This is a genomic window from Arthrobacter sp. SO3 (assembly GCF_020532825.1).
Taxonomy (GTDB): Bacteria; Actinomycetota; Actinomycetes; order Actinomycetales; family Micrococcaceae; genus Arthrobacter.
On the sequence record NZ_MQTS01000246.1, the window covers coordinates 11,821 to 28,896 of the forward strand.

The 17,076-nt window shown below is 68.3% G+C and carries 17 protein-coding genes; 6 read left to right on the forward strand and 11 right to left on the reverse strand.

The annotated features are described in order from the left end of the window. Together BJQ90_RS22060 and BJQ90_RS22065 are read left to right on the forward strand one after the other, a co-directional pair. A partial coding sequence (locus tag BJQ90_RS22060; RefSeq protein WP_226762314.1) for a pyridoxal phosphate-dependent aminotransferase occupies window positions 1–963 on the forward strand: 963 nt, incomplete at its 5' end. A 134-nt stretch (window positions 964–1,097) separates the two neighbouring features. Continuing rightward, window positions 1,098–1,307 carry a hypothetical protein gene (locus BJQ90_RS22065; RefSeq protein ID WP_226762315.1) on the forward strand — a complete coding sequence of 70 codons (210 nt, stop codon included), beginning with the start codon at window positions 1,098–1,100 and terminating at the stop codon, window positions 1,305–1,307. A gap of 34 nt (window positions 1,308–1,341) precedes the next feature. Here the strand turns inward: BJQ90_RS22065 and BJQ90_RS22070 are convergent, their stop codons facing one another. From BJQ90_RS22070 to BJQ90_RS22080, 3 genes are all read right to left on the reverse strand, one after another. Further along, a complete protein-coding gene (locus BJQ90_RS22070; RefSeq protein ID WP_226762316.1) occupies window positions 1,342–1,689 on the reverse strand; it encodes a CU044_2847 family protein in 348 nt (115 codons plus the stop codon). Window positions 1,690–1,716: 27 nt separating this feature from the next. Then, window positions 1,717–2,154: a thioredoxin gene (gene trxA, locus BJQ90_RS22075; RefSeq protein ID WP_226762317.1), complete on the reverse strand. Its 438-nt coding sequence runs from the start codon at window positions 2,152–2,154 to the stop codon at window positions 1,717–1,719. Between the two features lie 102 nt (window positions 2,155–2,256). After that, entirely contained in the window at window positions 2,257–2,742 is a 486-nt protein-coding gene (locus BJQ90_RS22080; protein ID WP_226762318.1) for a nucleoside deaminase, read from the reverse strand. A 190-nt stretch (window positions 2,743–2,932) separates the two neighbouring features. Here BJQ90_RS22080 and BJQ90_RS22085 point away from each other — a divergent pair, with 190 nt between their 5' ends. Further along, a complete protein-coding gene (locus BJQ90_RS22085; RefSeq protein ID WP_226762319.1) occupies window positions 2,933–4,099 on the forward strand; it encodes a ScyD/ScyE family protein in 1,167 nt (388 codons plus the stop codon). Window positions 4,100–4,179: 80 nt separating this feature from the next. On the opposite strand, the gene rbfA is transcribed toward BJQ90_RS22085, so the two are convergent. The 5 genes from rbfA to rimP form a co-directional block, all read right to left on the reverse strand. Continuing rightward, window positions 4,180–4,689, reverse strand: coding sequence for a 30S ribosome-binding factor RbfA (gene rbfA / locus BJQ90_RS22090; RefSeq protein ID WP_226762320.1), 510 nt, complete (start codon window positions 4,687–4,689; stop codon window positions 4,180–4,182). 293 nt (window positions 4,690–4,982) lie between these two features. Next, window positions 4,983–7,889, reverse strand: a complete 2,907-nt coding sequence (infB, locus tag BJQ90_RS22095) for a translation initiation factor IF-2 (protein ID WP_226762321.1) — start codon at window positions 7,887–7,889, stop codon at window positions 4,983–4,985. A gap of 152 nt (window positions 7,890–8,041) precedes the next feature. Beyond that, window positions 8,042–8,383, reverse strand: coding sequence for a YlxR family protein (locus BJQ90_RS22100; protein ID WP_226762322.1), 342 nt, complete (start codon window positions 8,381–8,383; stop codon window positions 8,042–8,044). 300 nt (window positions 8,384–8,683) lie between these two features. Then, entirely contained in the window at window positions 8,684–9,664 is a 981-nt protein-coding gene (gene nusA, locus BJQ90_RS22105; RefSeq protein ID WP_226762323.1) for a transcription termination factor NusA, read from the reverse strand. Next, window positions 9,664–10,281 (reverse strand): ribosome maturation factor RimP, encoded by a 618-nt coding sequence (rimP, locus tag BJQ90_RS22110; protein ID WP_226762324.1) that lies wholly within the window; start codon window positions 10,279–10,281, stop codon window positions 9,664–9,666. Before rimP ends, nusA begins: the two co-directional genes overlap by 1 nt. A gap of 87 nt (window positions 10,282–10,368) precedes the next feature. On the opposite strand from rimP, the gene BJQ90_RS22115 reads away from it, so the two are divergent. From BJQ90_RS22115 to BJQ90_RS22125, 3 genes are all read left to right on the forward strand, one after another. Further along, window positions 10,369–11,538, forward strand: coding sequence for a ferritin-like domain-containing protein (locus tag BJQ90_RS22115; protein WP_226762325.1), 1,170 nt, complete (start codon window positions 10,369–10,371; stop codon window positions 11,536–11,538). 251 nt (window positions 11,539–11,789) lie between these two features. Then, window positions 11,790–12,521 carry a VIT family protein gene (locus BJQ90_RS22120; RefSeq protein ID WP_226762326.1) on the forward strand — a complete coding sequence of 244 codons (732 nt, stop codon included), beginning with the start codon at window positions 11,790–11,792 and terminating at the stop codon, window positions 12,519–12,521. A 23-nt stretch (window positions 12,522–12,544) separates the two neighbouring features. Next, window positions 12,545–13,678 (forward strand): aminoglycoside phosphotransferase family protein, encoded by a 1,134-nt coding sequence (locus BJQ90_RS22125; RefSeq protein WP_226762327.1) that lies wholly within the window; start codon window positions 12,545–12,547, stop codon window positions 13,676–13,678. Here BJQ90_RS22125 and BJQ90_RS22130 read toward each other — a convergent pair. From BJQ90_RS22130 to BJQ90_RS22140, 3 genes are all read right to left on the reverse strand, one after another. Next, window positions 13,675–15,144 (reverse strand): pyridoxal phosphate-dependent decarboxylase family protein, encoded by a 1,470-nt coding sequence (locus tag BJQ90_RS22130; protein WP_226762328.1) that lies wholly within the window; start codon window positions 15,142–15,144, stop codon window positions 13,675–13,677. The genes BJQ90_RS22125 and BJQ90_RS22130 overlap by 4 nt on opposite strands. 79 nt (window positions 15,145–15,223) lie before the next feature. Then, window positions 15,224–16,018, reverse strand: coding sequence for a sulfite exporter TauE/SafE family protein (locus BJQ90_RS22135; protein ID WP_226762329.1), 795 nt, complete (start codon window positions 16,016–16,018; stop codon window positions 15,224–15,226). Window positions 16,019–16,036: 18 nt separating this feature from the next. Beyond that, on the reverse strand, window positions 16,037–17,076 hold a 1,040-nt coding region (locus tag BJQ90_RS22140), incomplete at its 5' end, for a His/Gly/Thr/Pro-type tRNA ligase C-terminal domain-containing protein (protein WP_264197548.1).

Below are 17,076 nucleotides of genomic sequence, written 5' to 3' on the forward strand. Positions count from 1 at the left end.
GCCCTGCGTGAGGCCTTCGCGGCCAGGTTCCGGGAGCACAACGCGACACCGGTGGCAGCGGACCGCGTTTACGTGGTCGACGGCGCCCAGCAGGGCCTGCACTTCGCGATGAGCCTGCTGCTCTCCCCCGGCGACGAAATCCTGATCCCCAACCCCGGCTATCCCACCTTCGCGATGACCAGCAGCCTGCTGCACGCTGTCCCCGTGCGGTACCCGCTGTATCCGGAGCATGACTTCCAGCCCCGGATCCAGGACATCGAGGGGCTCATCACACCGCGAACCAAGGTACTGATCCTCAATTCGCCGTCCAACCCGCTGGGCGCCGTGCTGGGCGAGGAGCTCACCCGCAGCCTCGTGGAGCTCGCCCGGCGCCACGATCTCTGGATCATCTCCGACGAGTGCTACGAGGCGTTCACCTACGATGTTCCCCACGTGAGCCCGGCCCGCTTTGACAGCGATGTCCCGGGCGAAGCCCGCGTGTTCACCTCGCTCACGCTCTCCAAGACCTACGGCCTGACCGGGCTGCGGATCGGGGCACTGATCTGCCCGCCGGGACTGGAACAGAGGATGAACAACGTGATGGAGGCGATTGTCTCCTGCGTCGCCTCGCCCTCGCAGTACGCGGCGCTGGCTGCGCTGACGGGCCCGCAGGACTACGTCAGCCACGCCCACGCGCACTACCGGGCCAACCGGGATGCTGCCTCGGCGGTCCTGTCATCCAGGGGCATCCCGTACCTCACGGCGCAGGGGGCCTTCTACCTTTGGGCCGATGTGTCCCATGTCAGCGGCGGGGACGTCCGCTCCTGGGTCCGGCGTTTCCTGGCCGATTCGGGAGTGGCCTTTGCCCCGGGCACCGCGTTCGGCTCGATCGGCGAGGGCTGGATCCGGATTGCCCTCTGCAGCAGCCAGGCTGATCTGGTGGAAGGCCTCGGCCGGATTCCGGCCCGGCCAGCTGACCGCTGAGCTTTCCGGGTCCCTGTCCCCTACCGCCGAGGCACGGCAACACCTAACCTGAGCGCATCGCGTGCAATTCCGCGTGCGGCCCCGGGCGTGGAGTTCCGGGACTGGTGGTGAGGGGTTCGGTCAGGGAGGCAGACATGTGGTGGCAGGACTTATTGTGGGGCATCTGGAACGGGCTCACGGCGTGGATTGTGTTGATCGTCCACGTCTTCGGGCAGTGGAGTGAGTTTCCGTTCTACAACTCGGCACGCGCCGGTAACTGGTACGACTTTGGTTTCCTGCTGGGCGTGGGATCGCCCTTCCTGGGTGGCCTGGGCGCCAGGGGCGCACGGAGCAGGCGCCGCTGACCGCACCCGGCCCGCGGACGGAACCGGCCCCGCCTCACAGCATAATCTCGTCCTCCGGAGGCAGTTGCTGCGTGGGCGCGTGGGAGAAGGACAGCTTGACGACGAAGTGGGCCTCGGAGCAGTTCTGCGCGATGATGGCCCCCGCGTCCCCGGCCAGCTTCACGCCGAACTGAAGCTCCAGGTGCTCCGCGCCTATTTCCTTCAGGACCTCCGCCGCCGCGTTGGCCGCAGGCCGGATGGCTGCGAGGGCATCCTCCAGCCTCCGCCCGGCGTCCGTGATCCCCTGCTCATTCCGCGCGGGGCGTTCGACGCCGAAGCTGCTGTCCGCGACCTCGACCAGCACAGTCCCGGAACCCACTTCGTAGCGCAGTATTTCGGTCATTGCTTCCTCATCTCGCCGGAGGGACGGTCAGGGCTTGCCGGCCGCCAAAGCGCCGTCGAGCCATTGGCGCAGGGCCGCGGCTGGCGGAGCGCCCGCCTGCCGGGCCACCACCTTGCCGTCCCGGATCAACAGCATGGTCGGAATGGCCTGGATGTCGAAGCGCCGTGAGAGCGAGGGCGACTTGTCGACGTCGACCTTCACGAGTTTGACCCGGCCGGCGCGTTCCTGGGCCAGCTTGTCCAGAACAGGGCTGACCATGCGGCAGGGCCCACACCAGGCTGCCCAGAAGTCGATCAGGGCCGGAGTGGACGACTGCTCGGCGATTTCGGCGAAGTCCGCGTCCCCGGCGTCGACAATCCAGGGCAGGTCCTTGCGGCAGTTGCCGCAGCGCGGGTGGCCGGAGGCCGCCGTCGGAATCCGTTTGGTCTTCCCGCAGTGGGGGCAGGTGATCAGGCTGGAGCGCACGGTCCGCCGCCTTCCCGAGTGCCCGCAGTCATGGTTCCATGTGACGCCCCCGCGCGGGGCCAGCCTAGAGTCCAAAGACCCCCGGCCCGCACTTGGACGGCTTCAGTATTCAATGCGGTCCGGGTTGCTTCGCCAGGCCTGGAAGGGTACGTCCGACGCCGGGACGGCGGTTTGACGCACCGGCATCAGTTCCGGCCGGGTCCCGTCGAAGTATTCATAGAACAGTGCGTCGTCGAAGCCGGCGGCTGCGGCCGCGTGGCGGTCCGCGGCGAAGTAGACCCGGTCCACGCGGGCCCACAGGGCGGCAGCGAGGCACAGCGGGCATGGTTCGCAGCTGGCATAGAGGACGGCCCCGCTGAGATCGAAATTGGCGGACGCGGCCGCGGCCGTGCGGATGGCCACCACTTCGGCGTGGGCTGTGGGGTCGTTGTCCCGTGTGACATGGTTGACCCCCTCATGGGTCTGCCCGTCGGGAGTCACGACGAGCGCCCCGAACGGTCCGCCGCCCGCGGCCACATTTGCGGCGGCGAGCCGGATGGCCTGGTCCAGGAAGCGGTTGATTTCGGCAGTCGAGGGTGCGGTGGCCATGGTCCGATCATAGCCAGCAGGGCCGCCGGCCGGGGGGAAGGTCCGTGTTGGCCGCGGGGGCATCGACATTGCAACCTCGAAGGCCTACTATCCGCACTAGGGGCCCGCCGTGCATTTTCCGGCTGCCCCTGCGATGGTCTCAACGGTCTCAACGGTGTGGATACTTCATCACTCGCCACGGGAGCCAACCATGAGAAAGAGTTTGTCATTGCTAGCCACGGCCGCCACCGCAGCCGTGTTCCTCTCGGCCGGGACGACGGCTGCCGGCGCAACCCCCGGCGCGGCTCCCGGCGGTGCCTCAGCCGGGGACGCCGGAGACAAGGCACCCGTTGTACTCACCGGCAGGCTGGTCGGCCCGCTGCATGTCAGCGCCGGCCGCCACGGCTCGGTCACGGTGAGCGAGTCGTTCGCCGGCCGGCTGACCCGGGTCGATTCCGACGGGAACCAGGTTGTCCTCTACGAAACCCCGGACTGGAGCGTCGCGGGCAACGCCCAGCGGGATGGGACGACGTACTTGCTGGAGAGCCAGGGCGCCGGACCCGATCCGGCAGAACTGGCCGGCCACATCCGTATCATCGACGACGAGGGGCACCAGCGGACTCTCGGCGACTTCGCCGCCCTGGAAACGGAAGACAACGCCGACGGCCAGACCCGGTACGGCTACCGTGACCTGCCGGAAGGCTGCGAAGCCCAGCTGCCGGCAAATATGCCCGCCAGCTACACAGGTGAAATTGATTCGCACCCGTACGGCATCGCCGTCACGGAGCACACCTTCTACGTCGCCGATGCCGGGGCCAACAGTGTGGTTTCTGTTGATGCCCGAAGCGGCAAGACCGAGACCGTCGCTGTGCTGCCGCCGCGGCCCTACAAGATCACCCCGGAAGCTGCCGCGTCCAACGGCCTGCCCGCCTGCGTCGTGGGAACGACCTACGACTTCGAGGCTGTCCCGACCGACGTCGCCGTCGGGCCTGACGGCTGGCTGTACGTCACCTCGCTCCCGGGCGGCCCGGAAGATCCGGCGCTCGGCCCCCGTGGGGCAGTCTTCAAGGTGGACCCTGACGACGGCGAGGTGAAGCTGGTGGCGGACGACATCATGTCACCCACGGGGCTGGCTTTGGACGACCATGGCGCCCTGTATGTTGCCTCGCTGTTCGGCGAAGGCGTCCTCAGGATCGATCCGGACTCGGGTGAACAGACGGTGGTGCTCGCCGCAAGTTTCGCCGCCGACGTGGACCTGCGCGGGGACACCCTCTACGCCACGGTCAACGCCCTGCCCGGGCCGGAGGGTCCGCCGGACGGCCAGGTCATGTACGTGGGGCTCAGGGACGGGCGGCACGACAACGCCACGCGCAGCTGACCATACGGCACCGGTGGCAGACGGAAATGGCCGGTCCCCTGGCGGGGCCGGCCATTTCCTTGCTGTCGTGTGTTGCTGGGTTACTTGTTGCTGTCCTCGTCGACGTCGTCCTCGGTGCTGAGGTCAAGGTCCTCTTCGTCGAAGTCGTCCTCGTCGAGCTCCACGTCCTGCGGAATGTCACTCTTGTAGGGGTCTGCGTCGCCGGCGTGCTTGGCGCTGGCAGCAAGTGCGGCCACTTCGGCGTCGCGCTTCTTGGCGGCCCGGAGCAGTTCCTCCAGGTTGGAGGCGTTGACCGGAATCTGGTCCGCCACGAACTCCAGCGTGGGGGTCAGCCGGACGGTGATGTTCCGCCCGACTTCCTGACGCAGCACGCCCTTGGCCTTCTCAAGCCCCTTGGCAGCCTCGGCCTGGACCAGCTGGTCACCGAAGACGGTGTAGTAGATCGTGGCATGCTGAAGATCATTGGTCACACGCGCATCGGTAACGGTGACGCCCTCAAGCCGGGGATCCTTGACCCTCCGGCCCAGCGCCTCGGCAACAACAACCTTAATCCGCTGCGCCAACTTGGCAGCCCGTGCGGGATCAGCCATTTCCACTCCTAAAAATTTGGATGTACGACGGCGCGTTAGCGGCTGGCGTACACCTGTTGGGTTTTCATTCCACGCGCCTAAGGCGAGTCTACGACGGACTCCCGTTGGATTCTTCCGGCGGCCCTTTGGAGCCGTGGAGGGGGCCCGGGAGTGGCATCGGGCCTGCCGGAGCTGGGTGGCCGACGTCGTAAGACGTTGGCCACCCAGCGTAGGGGCGGGGCCCCCTCTACGGCGGAAAAGTGGGGGCCGCCGGAAAAATCCAACGGCCCCGCACCTTGTAACGCTAAACCGACTTAGACGCGCGGCTTTTCGCGCATCTCGAAGGTCTCGATGATGTCACCTTCGTTGATGTCGTTGAACGAGCCAAGACCGATACCACACTCGAAGTCCGTGCGGACCTCGGTGGCGTCGTCCTTGAAGCGCTTGAGCGTCTCAACGGTGAGGTTGTCACCAATGACCTTGCCGTCGCGGCTGACACGGGCCTTCGCGTTGCGTCGGATAACACCCGAGCGAACGATCGAGCCTGCAATGTTGCCGAACTTGGAGGAACGGAACACTTCGCGGACCTCGGCGGTGCCAAGCTGGACCTCTTCGTACTCCGGCTTGAGCATGCCCTTGAGGGCTGCCTCAATGTCATCAATTGCTGCGTAGATGACGGAGTAGAAGCGCATGTCCACGCCTTCGCGGTCTGCCAGTTCGGCAACACGCTCGGCGGGCTTGACGTTGAAGCCGATGATGACGGCGCTGTCGACCGTAGCCAGGTTGACGTCGTTCTGCGTGATCGCACCGACACCGCGGTGGATAACACGGAGCTGGACACCTTCGCCGACGTCGATCTTGAGCAGCGCGTCTTCGAGGGCTTCCACGGCACCGGACACGTCACCCTTGAGGATGAGGTTAAGGGTGTCGATCTTGCCATCGGCGACGGCCTGGTCGAAGTCTTCCAGGCTGATGCGCTTGCGGCGCTTGGCGAGTGCGGCGTTACGGTCCGCAGCTTCACGCTTCTCGGCGATCTGGCGGGCAGTGCGCTCGTCGGCGGTCACAAAGAAGGTGTCGCCGGCGCGCGGGACGTTGGACAGACCCAGTACCTGCACGGGGCGGGACGGGCCGGCCTCGGTCAGGGCGCTGCCGTCGTCGTCGAACATCGCACGGACGCGGCCATGGGCCGTGCCTGCCACGATGGTGTCGCCGACGTGCAGGGTGCCGGACTGAACCAGGACGGTGGCAACAGCACCGCGACCCTTGTCCAGGTTGGCTTCAATCGCGATACCGCGGGCGTCCTTGTTCGGGTTGGCGCGCATGTCCAGGGCTGCGTCTGCGGTGAGCAGAACGGCCTCGAGCAGCTCGTCGATGTTCAGGTTCTGGCGGGCAGAGACCTCCACGAACATGGTGTCGCCACCATACTCTTCCGGAACCAGTCCGTACTCGGTCAGCTGGCCGCGGACCTTTTCCGGGTTGGCGCCTTCCTTGTCGATCTTGTTCACGGCCACGACGATCGGCACGTTGGCCGCCTGCGCGTGGTTGAGGGCTTCAACGGTCTGCGGCATAACGCCGTCGTCCGCTGCGACCACGAGGATGGCGATGTCGGTGACCTTCGCACCACGGGCACGCATGGCGGTGAACGCCTCGTGGCCCGGAGTATCGATGAAGGTGATCTTGCGATCGGTACCTTCGTGGGCGTGGGTGACCTGGTAAGCACCGATGTGCTGTGTGATGCCGCCGTGCTCGCCCGCCATAACGTCGGACTTGCGGATGGCATCGAGCAGGCGGGTCTTACCGTGGTCAACGTGACCCATGACGGTGACAACCGGAGGACGTGCCTCGAGTTCCTCATCGCCTTCGGCTTCCAGCTCGGCGTCGAAGTCGATGTCGAAGCCGGAGAGCAGCTCGCGCTCCTCATCCTCCGGGGACACGACCTGGAGCTTGTAGCCAAGCTCCTCGCCCAGCAGGGCGAAGGTCTCTTCATCCAGCGACTGCGTGGCGGTAGCCATTTCGCCGAGGTGGAAGAGGACGGTCACCAGTGCGGCGGGGTTCGCCTCGATCTTGTCGGCAAAGTCCGTGATGGACGAGCCACGGCGAAGCCGGACTACGGTGTTGCCGTCGCCGCGGGGCACACTTACGCCACCCAGCGACGGAGCACTCATCTGCTCGAGTTCCTGGCGCTTGGCACGCTTCGACTTGCGCTGCTTGCCACGGCCTGCGCCGCCCTTACCGAAGGCGCCCTGGGTGCCACCGCGACCGCGGCCACCCTTGCCGAAGCCACCGCCGGCCGGAGCGCCGCCACCGGCACCGGGAGCACCGGTACCTGGAGCGCCGCCCGGACGGCCGGGGCCGCGGGCTCCGCCGCCGGGACGGCCTGCACCAGCGGGTGCGGGACGTTCGGTGCGGTTAGGCATCATGCCGGGAGTCGGACGGTTTCCGCCGGCCCCTGCCGGACGGCCAGCGCCTGCTGCGCCGGCCGGACGCGGAGCACCCGGGCGTGCACCCGGAGCGCCGCCGGTGCGGGGAGCACCCGGACGGGGACCACCAGCACCTGCTGCGGGACGCGGGCCGCCGGGGCGTTCGCCCTCGGTGCGGCTTCCGCCCGGACGCGGCATGCCCTGGGAAGGAGCGAACGGGTTGTTGCCCGGACGTGAGGGACGATCGTTGTCGCCGCCGCGGCCCCGGGGCATGCCCTGGGACGTAGCGAACGGGTTGTTGCCGGGACGGGGACCGCCCGGGCGGGGTGCCGAGCCACCCTGGCGTGCCGGAGCAGCCGGGGCTTCTGCCTTGGGTGCCGGGCGTGCGCCGGGCTTGGCGCCCGTGGACGGCGCGGCCGGAGCCTGGGCGGCGGGAGCAGCCGGTGCAGCCGGAGCCTGGGCGGCGGGAGCAGCCGGAGCGGCGCTGGGTGCCGGAGCAGCCGCGGCCGGTGCCGGAGCTTCAGTCTTGGTTTCCGCAGCTTTGGGGGCAGCCGGGGCCGGCGCGGGCGCCGGACGGTTTGCCGAGGGGCTGGCGGATGTCTTGGGTGCTGACGCAGGCGCTTCGGACTTCGAAGCTGCTGCTGCGTCGGGGAACGCGTTGCGGAGTTTCCTCACAACGGGGGCCTCAATGGTGGAAGAGGCAGAGCGAACGAATTCGCCCAGTTCCTGCAGTTTGGTTACTGCATCTTTGGAAGTAATACCGAGCTCTTTAGCAAGCTCATGTACGCGGACCTTGGCCACATTTCTCCTGTCTCGGTCCGCACCGAGCCAGGCACGAACCGTCTACTTCTTACTGCGGACCTCCGCCGCGAGTGCAGCTGAAAGGTCCATTGCAGAGCGCAACAAATTTGTCATCGTTGCGCACTCATCGCTGGGAACTCATCGGGTTTCCATCAGTTTTCTGACCCGCTTTCAGGTTGGACGGTTGTTGCTGCGGCCACCGGGGTGTCCACGGCTTGCGTGCCTGCCATGATCCGGCGTTCGACGTCGGCTGTTACGGTAGCGCCGTTGAGGGCGCGTCCGAACGCCCGACGTTTGACCGCCAGTGCCAGGCACTTGTCGCTGGGGTGCAGCCATGCACCCCGGCCAGCCATCCGGCGTCGGTCATCCAGTACGACGGCGGTTGAACCGCTGCCGTCGGCGACGAGCCGGAGAAGCTGCGACCGCGGGCCCTTGTTCCGGCATCCGATGCAGGTACGCTGCGGTTGACTCTCGAGGTGTTGCACGTGTGCCACTTACGAGTATCTTCCTGCCAGTACATATCTGCCGTCCCCGGACTTCCGGAGCCCGTCTGGCAAAGGGGTTGTGATCAACACCTTCGCCGGACTCAAACCCGGACGCGTTGGGGACACGCGGATACCGGCCGTTAGGCGCGGTCATGTCTATTCTAGCCCCTCAAGCGCCCGGGCCCCGAACTTGCGGGGACACGGACGCTGACGGGCGGGCCCGGACCGGCGCCCTTTGGTTGCGGTTCCTCTTGCTCAGACCCCTGAAGGCGAGGGCCCCTGGAGTTTGGAGCCCCTGGCGTCGGGAGCCTATTTGTCGCGGCTGACCGCGGCGTCCGAGACAATGTCGATCCGCCAGCCGGTGAGCTTGGCCGCAAGGCGGGCGTTCTGGCCTTCCTTGCCGATCGCGAGGGAGAGCTGGTAGTCCGGCACCACAACGCGGGCCGAGCGGGTTGCCTCGTCCGTGATGGTGACCGAATTCACCCGTGACGGGGACAGTGCGCTGGCGATGAACGTTGCCGGATCGTCGCTGTAGTCGACAATGTCGATCTTTTCATCGTTGAGTTCGTTCATGACCGCCCGGACGCGCGAGCCCATCTCACCGATGCAGGCACCCTTGGCGTTGATGCCGGGGGTGTTGGCCTTGACCGCCATCTTGGTACGGTGCCCGGCTTCGCGGGCCAGGGCGACGATTTCCACGGAGCGGTCCGCGATTTCCGGAACTTCCATTTCGAAGAGCTTCCGCACGAGACCCGGGTGCGACCGGGACAGCGTGATGGAGGGACCCTTGGTACCGCGGTGCACGTCAATCACGAAGGCGCGGAGCCGGTTGCCGTGGGTGTACTTCTCCCCCGGCACCTGCTCGGGCGGCGGCAGCAGTGCCTCGACCGTGCCCAGGTTGACCTGGATCATGTGCGGGTTGTTGCCCTGCTGGATGGTTCCGGCCACCAGCTCGCCCTCGCGGCCCTTGAACTCGCCGAGGACGTTGTCATCCTCAACATCGCGCAGCCGCTGCAGGATGATCTGCCGTGCCGTGCTGGCCGCGATCCGGCCAAAGCCCGCGGGGGTGTCTTCGAATTCGCCGATGGGGGCGCCGTCGTCGTCGATCTCGGTGGCCCAGATGGTCACGTGGCCGCTCTTGCGGTCCAGCTCGGCGCGGGCCTTCTCGAAGGCTCCCGGCGTCTTGTGGTAGGCCACCAGCAGGGCCTGCTCGATCGTCGGAATCAGGAGATCCAGCGGGATTTCACGCTCACGCTCCAGGAGTCTCAGTGCGCTCATGTCAATATCCATTAGGCCTCCTCAGAAGGTCCATTGTGTGCGTTCTCCAGGCCGGCCTCTTCGAGGTGGCTGAACTCTATCTCGACTTTTCCACTACGGATCTTGTCGAAAGGAAGCTTGATGGGCTCGCCCTGCTTGGGCTTCATGCCCTTCTTTACGGTGATCTCCGGGATCAGGGTGACGCCGCCGTCGTCGACGGACTGGACCCGGCCGGTGACATTCTCGCCCTGCAGGACATTGACCTTGACCATCCGGCCGCGGGCGCGGTGCCAGTGCCGCTCTTCGGTGAGGGGACGGCCGACGCCGGGCGAGGAAACCTCAAGCTCGTAAGGGCGTGCGTCGGTGCTGGGATCGTTGTCCAGGATGTCGGAGAGGGTCTGGGAGATCTCGGAGATGACGTCGAGACCAACGCCGCCCGTCTCCTCCTGCGGCAGGTCCACCACCACGTGGACCACCCGGTTGGCTCCTGCGACGTGAATGGAAACGTCCTCCAGGTACAGCCGGTTTGCCAGGACCTCGGGCTCAAGGAGGGCATGCAGCCGCTCGGCCTCAAAGTTGTGAGCGGGTGCGGCGTCAGCCCTACCCGTCCCGGTCCGGACTGTCGAAGTCGTGGCTTCTGCGTTGGTCATGATGCCGGCCGCCTCCCGCTAGATGATGTTGTGTGTACTAGCCTAGCGATTTTCCGGGCGCCGTGGTGCACCGAGTTCCCGGCCGGCATGACAACATGGTCTGTTGTGAAAGACGACAGCAGGGAAAAGCGGCGCCGGGGGCTCCTTCCCCGCATCTCGCTCCTGGCCTGCCTTGGCCTTGTGGTCGTCAGCCTCGGCGTGGCCCTGAGTCCCCAAAGCCCCGAGGAGCCCGCCGAACCGCTGTTTTCCGAACAGGCGAGATCCGCCGCACTGGCTGAAACCATGCGGCTGCGGGCTGCCGGCGAGCAACTCGGCCAGTCCCCCTCCGCCGACGGGCAGCCTGCCGTGGCGCGCACTGTGAGTTTGCTGACAAGCCAGGCGCGGGCGCTCCTGGTCCCCGGCCTGGAGGAACCTGGCGCTTCCCAGCGGACCGGCACCGTCACCACTTCGACTGCCCCTCCGGCTGGGTCCGCGTCCGGGTCCCCGGCTACGGCCGGGTCTGCCTTCGTGGCCGCCCCCGCGTCCGGGCCCGCCTCCTCCGCGGCTGCTCCCGCTTCCGCGGCCGCACTGGCAACGGCGCTGGCGGCAAGCGCCTCGCAGCGGCTCGCCGACGCTGCCGTGGCCGACGGCGGGATGGCCCGGCTGCTTGCCGCCGTCGGAACCGCCCAGCTGCTTCAGGCCTCCGCCCTCGCCACTGCGGCAGGGGCTCCCGCCCCCGCTGTGCCCGACCCGGCCGCACCTCAGCTGTCCGGGCTGTGCCCGAGCGCGTCGGCATCGCCGTCGCCCTCCCCCGGGGGTGCTTCAGCCGGCAAGGACCCTGCCCCGCCTTCCCTCCCCGCAGCCCTGGCGGCGACCGTGGAGACCGAACTGGAAACCGTATACGGCTACCAGGTGGCGCTGACCCGGCTGGGCGGCGAGGCGGCCGCGCCGGCGTCGGAGCTGCTCGCCCGGCATGAGGCCCTCGCCACCGGCGCCGAGGCACTGAGCAGGATGCACTGCGCCCCGATTCCGCCACGGGAAGCCGGATACACAATGGCGCCTGGCTTCCTGGCCTCACCCTCGGCCGGCCTTGGCGGGCTGGAGGCTTCGGCACTGCCTGTTTACGGCGACTTGGTGGCGCTGAGCGACGGCGAGACCCGTCAGTGGGCGATCTCCGGCCTTGTCGGCGCCGCCCGCCGGTCCGCGTTGTGGGGTGCCGACGCCGGGGCGCTTCCGGGCCTGACAGCGGACGCGGACACCTTCCCCGAGATTCCCTAGACCCTCCACCGCCCCCTCCGTCCCGGCGACGGCCTCATACGCCCTCCTGTTCCTGCCCGCGGCCGTCCATCGTCCGGGGCTGCGCCACCCCGACGAGGTCCAGACGAGGTCCAGGCCTGGAAACCGCGGTGGCGAGGACGTAGCAAAGTGCCACCGCTGGCCACCCGCGTGGGGGCTGCGGGAGGGGAAGCCGCGGCTTACTTAGGCTCGTAATACTGGTGGGGCGGCGGCGGCGGTGCTTTGCTGTAGGCATGGACAGTCAAGCAGCCCCCACGCAGCATGCGAATGAGCCCCACCACAACGACATTGCGCACCGCCTCAATTGGCTCCGCGCGGGCGTGCTGGGCGCCAACGACGGCATCGTCTCCGTGGCCGCGATTGTGGTTGGCGTCGCCGGCGTCACGACGGACTCCGGCCCCATCCTCATCGCCGGTGCCGCGGGCGTCGTGGGTGGCGCCATCTCGATGGCCCTGGGCGAATACGTCTCCGTGAGCAGCCAGAAGGACAGCCAGCAGGCGCTGATCGAGAAGGAACGCCGGGAACTGGCAGAACAGCCCGAGGAGGAACTTGAGGAACTCGCTGCCATCTATCAGGGCAAGGGCCTGAGCTCCGATACCGCGCGCACCGTGGCCTTGGAACTCACCGCTCATGACGCCCTTGCCGCCCATCTGTCCGCGGAACTGCACATTGACGAGACAGACATCGTCAGCCCATGGCACGCCGCCTTCGCCTCCGCAGCGGCGTTCCTGGTCGGCGCGATCCTCCCGATGCTTGCCATCCTGCTCCCGCCGGAGAACATCCGCGTGCCGCTGACCTTCGTGGCGGTACTCGTGGCCCTGGCCCTGACCGGTGCCATCGGCGCCTGGATCGGTGGCGGTTCGAAGTGGAAGGCGGCCGTCCGGGTGGTGATCGGCGGCGCTGCTGCACTGATCGCGACCTTCCTGATCGGCAGCTGGCTCGGTGCCAGCGGCATCACCGCCTGATAACCGCAACTACGCTGGATCCGATGAGCCAGCCCGGAGACGTCCCGATCCCGCCCGACCTCAGCCGCCGCTACAGGGGCAGCAAGGCCGGCCGTGACTGGCTGGCGTCGCTCCCCGGGCGGTTCCAGCACTGCATGGACCAGTGGCAGCTCGAGCTTGACCTCCCTCCCGGCGCGCTGCCGGGGAGCGGCCACGGGGCCATCGTGGTCCCGGTGCGCCATCGCTCCAACGCCAGCAGCTGCACGCGGACCAGCACCCGCAGCAGCGCCGACGACAGCGCCACCGAGGACGCCGGCGCGGCCGCCGTCCTGAAACTTGCCTATCCGCACGATGAAGCCCTGATGGAACCTCACGCCCTGGCCCTCTGGAGCGGGCACGGGGCAGTCCGGATGCTGGCCAGTAACGCCGCTGCCGGCGCGCTCCTACTGGAGCGCCTGGACGCCGCCCGCACCCTCCAGGACGAGCCCATGGATGTGGCGGTTCCAGTGTGGGGCGCGCTGGTTCGCCGGCTGGGCCTGGTCCCGGACGGCCGGCCGGAATGGCACGAATTCAGCCATGTGGCGGCCCGGGCCGAACAGTGGAGCGATGAGCTGCCGGAGAGCTGGGAACAACTGGGCCGGCCCTTCCCGCGCTGGCTGTTGGAAGCCGCGCTGGAGGTCTGCCAGACCCGTGGGACCGTGGGCCGCCGCTCCGGCCGGGATGTGCTGGTCCACACGGACCTGCACTACCTGAACATCCTGGCCCGGTTCCGCCGCGAGGAACCGGACGCCGGTGGCCGCGGAACGGACGCTGGCTGGACCGATGGCTGGGCCGATGGGTGGGCCGCGATCGATCCGCAACCCATGATCGGCGAGGCGGAATTTTCGGTGGCCCCCCTGCTGTGGAACCGGATCCCTGAGCTGTCCCGGTCCGACCCGGAACAGGGCCTGCGGGAGCGCTGCCGCGACTTCAGCCTCGCCGCCGGCCTCGACGCCGAGGTCGCCCGGCAGTGGAGCCTGGCCCGCGAGGTGAAGAACGCTCTCGACTATGCCTCACGGCCTCGCCACGAAGGCGACCTCTCCCGTTCGCTCTGGGTGGCCAGCACGCTCGCCGGCCGGACCCTGCCGGATCTTCCCGCGCCGCACGCGTTGCCGGCGCCGGGGCAGGCTTTCAGCTAGCTCGGGCGCCCGCGGACCGCCGCCACGGCGTCCCTGACAGCGGCGACGGCGACTGCCACGTCGGCGTCGTCCGTGCTCCAGTTGCTGACGGAGATCCGCAGGATAGCGCGGTCCTGCCAGCGCGAACCGGACATCCAGACCCGGCCGTCAGCGATGATCCGTGCCGTTACCGCGCGGGTAGTGGCGTCGTCGCCGAAGGCGAGGGAGACCTGGGTGTAGTCGACATCGTTGAGCACCTCGACGCCGTCCAGCGCGGACAGTTTCTCGGCCAGTTCCCGGGCCCGCTGCACCAGCCCGCGGACCTGGGCGGCGACCCCGTCCCGGCCCAGTGATTTCAGCGCAGCCCACACCGGCACCCCGCGTGCCCGGCGGGACAGTTCGGGAACCTTTTCAAAGGGGTCTGCCGCGCCATCGGCGTCGTGGATCAGATAGCTCGTCTGCACCCCCATGGCGGAGCGCAGCGCCTGCGCGTCACGAACCACCGCGATGCCGCAGTCGTAGGGGACGTTGAGCGTCTTGTGCGCATCGGTACCCCAGGAATCGGCGTCCTGCAGCCCGGCGGTCAGGGCGGAAAGCTCGGGGACGGCGGCGGCCCACAGTCCGAACGCGCCATCCACATGGACCCAGGCTCCGTGCGCTTTGGCGACGGCGATTGCCTCCATGAAGGGATCAAAGGCACCGGAATGCAGGTTCCCGGCCTGCAGGCAGACCAGCAGCGGGGCCGGCCCGGACCCGCCAGCACCGCCCGACGCACCTCCCAGTTCACCGCCCGACGCACTACCCGATGTAGTGGCCAGGGCCCGGTCCAGGGCGCCGTCCAGCTCGGCCGGGTCGATGCGGCCCTGCCGGTCCGCCGGGACGACCGTGGGCCTGCCCAGGCCCAGATACCGCAGGCCGAGGTCGATCGTGTCGTGGCGTTCGCGGCCCACAAAGCAGTGGATCTTCGGCGCACCGGCGAGGCCGTCGACGTCGAGGTCCCAGCCGGCGTCGGAGAGCAGGCGCCACCGTGCCGCGGCCAGTCCGGTGAAGTTCGCCATCGTCGCACCGGTGGCGAAGCCGACGTCGGACTCCGGGGGAAGCCCCAGCAGCTCCAACAGCCACGCGCCGGCAGCCTCCTCGATCGCCGCCGTCGCCGGAGTGGCGAAGCGCAGTCCGGCGTTCTGGTCCCAGGCGCTGACCAGCCAGTCCGCGGCCAGCGCGGCCGGCAGGGTTCCGCCGATGACCCAGCCGAAGAACCGTCCGGAGGGCATGGCCATCAGCCCTGGTTCGGCCTTGGTGGCCAGGTAGTCAACGACTTCCGCCGCCGGCATGCCGGTCCGGGGCAGCGGACCGCCGAAGTCGGCGGCGAGGTCCGCTGCGGTCACCCGCGGGCCCACGTGCCGCGTTTCCTGGCTCTCAAGCCACTGGCGCGCGTGCCGGGCCGCGGCCGCCAGGGCATCGCTGTAGCGTTCTTCAGGAGCTGACATAGCAGCATGCTACGCCCGCGGCTTCCGTCCGGGGAGTCCCTCCGGACGGGTGCGCCGGTTGACCTCAAGCCAGCGGCTGCTACGCGAGGCTGTCCTGCCAGATGTCCGAGCCCAGCTTGACGATCAGCGCCCCGACCACGGCGAGGAACACGATACGGATGAACTTGTTTCCCTGCTTGACGGCCGTGCGGGCGCCGAGGTACCCGCCGGCCATGTTTGCCATGCCCAGGACCAGTCCGAGCCCCCACAGCACCGCACCGTGCGGCACAAAGAACAACAAGGCGCCCGCGTTGGTGGCCATGTTCACGATTTTCGCCTTGGCGCTCGCTTCGAGGAAGGCGTAACCCATGGCCGAGACGAGCGCGATGATGAGGAAGGACCCGGTGCCGGGGCCGATCAGGCCGTCATAGAAACCGATCACCGCGCCGATCAGGCACGCCACCACATAGTGCCGGTGCCCCTCGTGGCGCAGCTTGGTCAGCTCGCCCACGCTGGGGCGGAAGGCGGTAAACAGCGCGACGGCGACCAGCGCGGCCACGATGATCGGTTTGAACACGCTCGCGGGGAGGTTGGCCGCGAGCACCGCACCGCCGTAGCTGCCCGCCATCGCGATCACCGCCATAGGCAGGGCCGTGCGCAGATCGGGCCGCACCCGGCCGTAGTACGTGACGGCACTGGTCGTGGTGCCGAAGATTGACCCCATCTTGTTGGTGGCCAGCGCCTGCACCGGGCTGATGCCCGGCACCAGCAGCATCGCCGGCAGCTGGATCAGTCCGCCGCCACCGACCACGGCGTCGACCCAGCCGGCCGCCAGACCCGCCACGACGATCAGGATGACGGTGCCGAGCTGGATCGACTCGAGTCCGGAGACCACTGCCAGGACTGCGCGGCGTCAGCTGTTGCGGACGGCGTCGACACAAAAGTCGACAGCCTTCTCAACGGCGATGTTTTCGGCGTTGCCGCTGCGGCGGTCCTTGATCTCGACGACCCCGTCCACCAAACCGCGCCCGACGGCGAGGATGGTCGGCACACCGACGAGTTCGGCATCGCCGAACTTCACGCCCGGGGAGACCTTCGGGCGGTCGTCGTAGATCACGTCGAGACCGGCGGCCTCAAGCTCGAGGGACAGCTTCTCCGCGGCGGCGAAGATTTCCTCGCCGCGGCCGACAGCCACCACGTGGACATCGGCCGGGGCGACGGCGCGCGGCCAGATGAGGCCCTTGTCGTCGTGGTTGGACTCGGCCAGGGCCGCGACGGCGCGGGTGACCCCGACGCCGTAGGAGCCCATCGTGACGACAACCTGCTTGCCGTTCTGGTCCAGGACCTTCAGCTCCAGGGCCTCGGCGTACTTGCGTCCCAGCTGGAAGATGTGGCCCATTTCAATGCCACGTGCGGTTTCCAGCGGGCCGGAGCCGTCGGGGGCCTCGTCGCCGGCGCGCACCTCGGTGCACTCGATGACGCCGTCCCAGCCGAAGTCGCGGCCGGCGACCAGGCCGAAGACATGCTTGCCGGCCTCATTGGCGCCGGTGACCCAGGCGGAGCCGCTGACAACGCGCGGATCCACAAGGTAGAGGAGCTTGGCGGCGCCCTCGGTGCCCAGCAGCGGCGCGTCCAGGGACAAGCCGGGGCCGAGGTAGCCCTTGACGATGAGGGGCTGCTTCTTGAGGTCTTCCTCGTTGGCGGCCTCGAGGATGATTTCGCCGGCGATCGGCAGGAAGGATCCGATGTTCGCTTCCACGCGTTTGAGGTCGACGCCGCGGTCCCCCGGAACGCCGATAACGACGATCTGGCGTTCGCCGGTCGGCAGGGTGACGGCGAGAACGACGTTCTTGAGCGTGTCAGCGGCAGTCCAGGCGCCGCCGTCGGCCCCGGCACGGGGCACCAGGACGTTGGCGGCGTCCACGAGCGTATCGATGGTGGGGGTGTCCGGGG

What these genes read in the sequence shown, in the direction of transcription:
- BJQ90_RS22065 (WP_226762315.1), top strand. Translation starts at nt 1,098, where the DNA reads ATGTGGTGGCAGGACTTATTGTGGGGCATCTGGAACGGGCTCACGGCG.
- BJQ90_RS22070 (WP_226762316.1), bottom strand. Translation starts at nt 1,689, where the DNA reads ATGACCGAAATACTGCGCTACGAAGTGGGTTCCGGGACTGTGCTGGTC.
- BJQ90_RS22080 (WP_226762318.1), bottom strand. Translation starts at nt 2,742, where the DNA reads ATGGCCACCGCACCCTCGACTGCCGAAATCAACCGCTTCCTGGACCAG.
- BJQ90_RS22085 (WP_226762319.1), top strand. Translation starts at nt 2,933, where the DNA reads ATGAGAAAGAGTTTGTCATTGCTAGCCACGGCCGCCACCGCAGCCGTG.
- rbfA (WP_226762320.1), bottom strand. Translation starts at nt 4,689, where the DNA reads ATGGCTGATCCCGCACGGGCTGCCAAGTTGGCGCAGCGGATTAAGGTT.
- nusA (WP_226762323.1), bottom strand. Translation starts at nt 9,664, where the DNA reads ATGGATATTGACATGAGCGCACTGAGACTCCTGGAGCGTGAGCGTGAA.
- rimP (WP_226762324.1), bottom strand. Translation starts at nt 10,281, where the DNA reads ATGACCAACGCAGAAGCCACGACTTCGACAGTCCGGACCGGGACGGGT.
- BJQ90_RS22115 (WP_226762325.1), top strand. Translation starts at nt 10,369, where the DNA reads ATGACAACATGGTCTGTTGTGAAAGACGACAGCAGGGAAAAGCGGCGC.
- BJQ90_RS22120 (WP_226762326.1), top strand. Translation starts at nt 11,790, where the DNA reads ATGGACAGTCAAGCAGCCCCCACGCAGCATGCGAATGAGCCCCACCAC.
- BJQ90_RS22125 (WP_226762327.1), top strand. Translation starts at nt 12,545, where the DNA reads ATGAGCCAGCCCGGAGACGTCCCGATCCCGCCCGACCTCAGCCGCCGC.
- BJQ90_RS22130 (WP_226762328.1), bottom strand. Translation starts at nt 15,144, where the DNA reads ATGTCAGCTCCTGAAGAACGCTACAGCGATGCCCTGGCGGCCGCGGCC.